Genomic DNA, 309 nt, shown 5'->3' with positions numbered 1-309 from the left:
TGTCGCACCGCATATTGCTGGTACTGGCCGACATACGTCGCGAAGGTACACAAATGACGTATCTGCGGCCTGATGCAAAAAGCCAGGTAATCGGCCCGGTGTTCCTGTAGGGTTTTGGCAATCTGTTCCGATCCGGCCAGATATAAATGGAGAATAGTACATACTGATAATTACAAGTTGATATACCCCCTGGGAAATGACTCAATGGCCTACCGTTATGCCGATGTTCTGTTGAACTGGGCCGAGGCTTTGAATGAATTAAACGATCTCCCCGGAGCCATAAGCAAGGTCAACGAAGTGCGCAAAAGA

Annotated in this window: 1 pseudogene; it reads left to right on the top strand. The window is 48.5% G+C overall.

The window, feature by feature from the left end:
* Positions 1-204: 204 nt before the first annotated feature.
* Positions 205-309 (top strand): annotated as a pseudogene (locus tag D0T85_RS23295) (RagB/SusD family nutrient uptake outer membrane protein); the annotation flags it as partial.

Origin of the sequence: Bacteroides sp. 519 (assembly GCF_010500955.1) — a bacterium.
Lineage (GTDB): Bacteria > Bacteroidota > Bacteroidia > Bacteroidales > Bacteroidaceae > Bacteroides.
This window is presented reverse-complemented; position numbering and strand designations above follow the sequence as displayed.